This is a genomic window from Streptomyces ossamyceticus (assembly GCF_001418475.1).
Taxonomy (GTDB): domain Bacteria; phylum Actinomycetota; class Actinomycetes; order Streptomycetales; family Streptomycetaceae; genus Streptomyces; species Streptomyces ossamyceticus.
The window spans coordinates 1-3,339 of sequence record NZ_LIQX01000922.1 but is presented as its reverse complement, the minus strand read 5'-3'; the positions used below and the strand labels follow the sequence as shown (position 1 = coordinate 3,339).

Genomic DNA, 3,339 nt, shown 5'->3' with positions numbered 1-3,339 from the left:
CGGCTTCCCCCGATCCCGGTCCCCCGGCGAGGCGGCTCCCCCCTGGCTCCCTGGCGGGGCCGCCCGCCCGGTCGGTTCAGCCTCGGGTCGGTTCAGCCTCGGTACGCCTCCAGCAGCCGCAGCCAGATCTCGCTGATCGTCGGGTACGAGGGGACCGCGTGCCACAGCCGGTCGACGGGGACCTCCCCGGCGACGGCGATCGTGGCCGAGTGGATGAGTTCGCCGACGGCGGGCCCGACGAAGGTGACGCCCCGGAGGATCTCGCGGTCCAGGTCGACGACCATCCGGGCGCGACCCCGGTAGCCGTCGGCGTACAGACCGGCGCCGGCCACGGAGGAGAACTCGACGTCGACGGCGCGGACGCGGTGTCCGGCCTGCTCGGCCTCGGCGAGGGAGAGGCCGACGGAGGCGGCCTCGGGGTCGGTGAAGACGACCTGCGGGACGGCGCGGTGGTCGGCGGTGGCGGCGTGGGCGCCCCAGGGGTCGCTCTCCAGGAGCGGGACACCGGCGGCGCGGGCGGCGATGGCGGCCCCCGCGATACGCGCCTGGTACTTGCCCTGGTGGGTGAGGAGCGCCCGGTGGTTGACGTCGCCGACCGCGTAGAGCCAGTCGCTGCCGGTCACCCGAAGGCTGTCGTCGACGGGCAGCCAGGTGCCCGGTTCCAGACCGACGGTGTCGAGGCCGATGTCGTCGGTGCGCGGGGCGCGCCCGGTGGCGAAGAGGATCTCGTCGGCCTCCAGGCGGTCCCCGGTGTCGGTGAGCGCCACCACGGTGCCGTTCTCTCGGGTCACCGACGTCACGGACGTACCGGCGCGGACGTCCGCGCCCGCCTCGGTGAGCGCCTCGGCGACCAGTTCACCGGCGAAGGGTTCCATGCGAGGCAGCAGGCCCTTGCCGCGGACGAGGACGGTGACCTCGGAGCCGAGGGCGCGCCAGGCGGTGGCCATCTCGACGGCGACGACACCGCCGCCGACGACGATCAGCCGGCCGGGCACCTGCCGCGCACTGGTGGCCTCGCGGCTCGTCCAGGGCCGCACCTCGTCCAGTCCGGGCAGGTCGGGCAGGACGGCGCGGCTGCCGGTGGAGACCACCACCGCGTGCCGTGCGGTGAGGACGTGCCGGCTGCCGTCTGGGGCGTCGACGACGACCCGGCGGGGTCCGGCCAGCCTCCCGTGGCCGCGGTGGAAGACCGCCCCGACGCTCTCCAGCCACGCGACCTGGCCGTCGTCCTTCCAGTCGGCGGCCTCGTAGTCGCGGTGGGCGAGCACTTCGGCGGCGTTCAGCGGCCCCTCTACGAGGTGGCGCAGACCGGGTACGCGGCGGGCGTCGGCCCGGGCGATCGCGGGGCGCAGCAGGGCCTTGCTGGGCATGCACGCCCAGTACGAGCACTCGCCGCCGACGAGTTCGCTCTCCACGACCGCGGTGGACAGGCCGGCCGCGCGGGTGCGGTCGGCGACGTTCTCCCCCACGGGTCCGGCACCGAGCACCACCACGTCGTACCGGGTCTCTGTGGTGTCCTCGTCGTCTTCGGTGTGTTCCGTATCCGTCATGGGGTCAGTCTGGTTGGTGGTGTGCGGCGTGGCCACATGGGTACGCGCGCGGAATACGCCACCGGCGGGTGGCGTTGTCGACAACGGCTCGCCCCGAGCACCGACACCCAGGAAGAGGGATGCACGCCATGAGCAGCACCGTGGAGCTCACCAAGGAGAACTTCGACCAGACGGTCACGGACAACGAGTTCGTCCTGATCGACTTCTGGGCGTCCTGGTGCGGGCCGTGCCGTCAGTTCGCGCCGGTCTACGAGAAGGCCGCCGAGGACAACCCCGACCTGGTGTTCGGCAAGGTGGACACCGAGGCGCAGCCGGAGCTGGCCCAGGCCTTCGGCATCCAGTCCATCCCGACGCTGATGATCGTCCGTGACCAGGTCGCCGTGTTCGCGCAGCCGGGCGCGCTGCCCGAGGCCGCGCTGACCGATGTGATCGGGCAGGCCCGCAAGCTGGACATGGACGAGGTCCGCAAGGCGGTCGCCGCCCAGCAGGCGCAGGTCGAGCAGAACGGTCAGTAGCCGGCGGGCCCACGACACCGACGGCGGCCCCCGGGCGGGTCAGCTCGATTCGCGGTGGACGATCCGCGCGCCGAGCACATCGTGGGTCGTGGGCACCATGGCGGGGTCGCGGACCGCGCGGTCGACCAGTTCCGCGAGGTCGCGGCCGGACGGCAGCTCGATGTGGACGGTGCTGAGGCGTGGCCGCAAAAGACGGCCCAGCATGAGGTCGTCGGCGCCGACGACGGCCGTGTCGTCGGGGACGCCGACGCCCACGTCCCGCAGCGCCCGCATCACGAGCATCGCGTACTCGTCGTTGTACGCGAACACCGCGTCGAGGCCGAGGGAGCGCCACCGGGCGGCGAGCCGTCCCGCGGCCTCCTCGTCGTAGGCCAGGGGCAGTTCGGTGATCGTCGCCTCCGTGCCCCGCACCGCACGCCGCACGCCCTCCAACCGGGGCCGGGAGAACACCCCGAGGCCGGGCTCCTCGGGCACGACGACGCCGATACGGCGGTGCCCGCGCTCGACCAGGTGCCGACCGGCGCTCTCGCCGACGACACCGTGGTCCAGGAGCAGCACATGGGCGCCCTCGACGGGTTCGGGGCTGAGGGTGACGACGGCCCGTGCGCCGGAGCGCTTCAGGATGGCCACGCCCTGCGGGCCGAGTCCCTCGCCGGGGACGATCACCGCGACCGGGCGCAACTCGGCCCAGGCGCGGGCCGCCTCGTCGCCGCGCAGGCCGACACCGCCGTACTGCACCACGGTGTAGTCGAGGCGGCTGAGGGCCCACTGAAGATCGTTGATGAACTGGCTGTAGAGAGGCCCTATGGGCACGTTGGGGGTCGGCATGAGGACCATGCGGCTGTGCCCCGCGCGCAGGCTGCGGGCGGCCGCGTGCGGGACGTACCCCAGCTCCTTCGCGGCCTCGTGGACACGGCGGCGGGTGGGCTCGCTGATGCGGACGGCGCTGGTGTTGTTCAGGACGTAGCTGACGGTCGCTCGTGAGACACCCGCCAGGCGGGCCACATCGGCGCTCGTGGGCACGGACCGTTGCAGCGGCGCGGGCGGGGCGGGCTCTTTCGGTATCTGCACCATGACGACGGCATCCTTGCAGAAGCTGTGAAGGGCTTTCCGGCCGGGGGACTTCCGGCCACACGGGAGCTCGGGTCCGGGCCGTGCGAGGGCTCGGGTTCGGGCGACCGATCTTTGTGGCTGGGCAGTTTGGCGAATATGTTCGAAACCTGTTCAGTCCTGCAACCATTTCGCGCCATCTCCGTGAAGGTGGGGTGATGGCG

At 72.7% G+C, this 3,339-nt stretch carries 3 protein-coding genes; 1 reads left to right on the top strand and 2 read right to left on the bottom strand.

The genetic code is table 11. From position 1 onward, the window contains the following. Positions 1-92 precede the first annotated feature (92 nt). Entirely contained in the window at positions 93-1,550 is a 1,458-nt protein-coding gene (locus AOK15_RS40575) for a dihydrolipoyl dehydrogenase family protein (protein WP_055524198.1), read from the bottom strand. Between the two features lie 128 nt (positions 1,551-1,678). Between AOK15_RS40575 and trxA the strand changes: the two genes are divergently transcribed. Then, the gene (trxA, locus tag AOK15_RS40570; RefSeq protein ID WP_055524200.1) at positions 1,679-2,065 is read left to right on the top strand and encodes a thioredoxin; all 387 of its coding nucleotides are present in this window, start codon (positions 1,679-1,681) and stop codon (positions 2,063-2,065) included. 39 nt (positions 2,066-2,104) lie between these two features. Here the strand turns inward: trxA and AOK15_RS40565 are convergent, their stop codons facing one another. Beyond that, positions 2,105-3,139 carry a LacI family DNA-binding transcriptional regulator gene (locus tag AOK15_RS40565; protein WP_055524196.1) on the bottom strand — a complete coding sequence of 345 codons (1,035 nt, stop codon included), beginning with the start codon at positions 3,137-3,139 and terminating at the stop codon, positions 2,105-2,107. Positions 3,140-3,339: the final 200 nt, after the last annotated feature.